Below are 249 nucleotides of genomic sequence, written 5' to 3'. Positions count from 1 at the left end.
TAACGCATACGTTTACGTGCGCGTTTCTCAGATTTAACTAATGCTGCAAGATTGAGATTATTCATCGATACTGAAGTAAGGAAATGACGAGCAATTAGATCACATATTTAATGTAAATGGTATTATACCATTTACATTAATTAATTGGTCAATTTTGTCCAACGTCTAGAACATAGTTGAATCACCCTTTCCGGCTCTGCAATAAATCGATTCCATGCAATGGAACACTGCTCAACAATATCGTCATAT

The 249-nt window shown here is 34.9% G+C and carries 1 pseudogene; it reads right to left on the bottom strand.

From position 1 onward, the window contains the following. Positions 1 to 140: 140 nt before the first annotated feature. Positions 141 to 249: pseudogene (locus tag H5181_RS21005) on the bottom strand (IS630 family transposase); the annotation flags it as partial.

The organism is Shewanella sp. SG44-2 (assembly GCF_014164215.1).
Classification (GTDB): domain Bacteria; phylum Pseudomonadota; class Gammaproteobacteria; order Enterobacterales; family Shewanellaceae; genus Shewanella; species Shewanella frigidimarina.
Note: the sequence above shows the minus strand (reverse complement) of the source record. Positions and strands in the feature narration are given on the sequence as shown.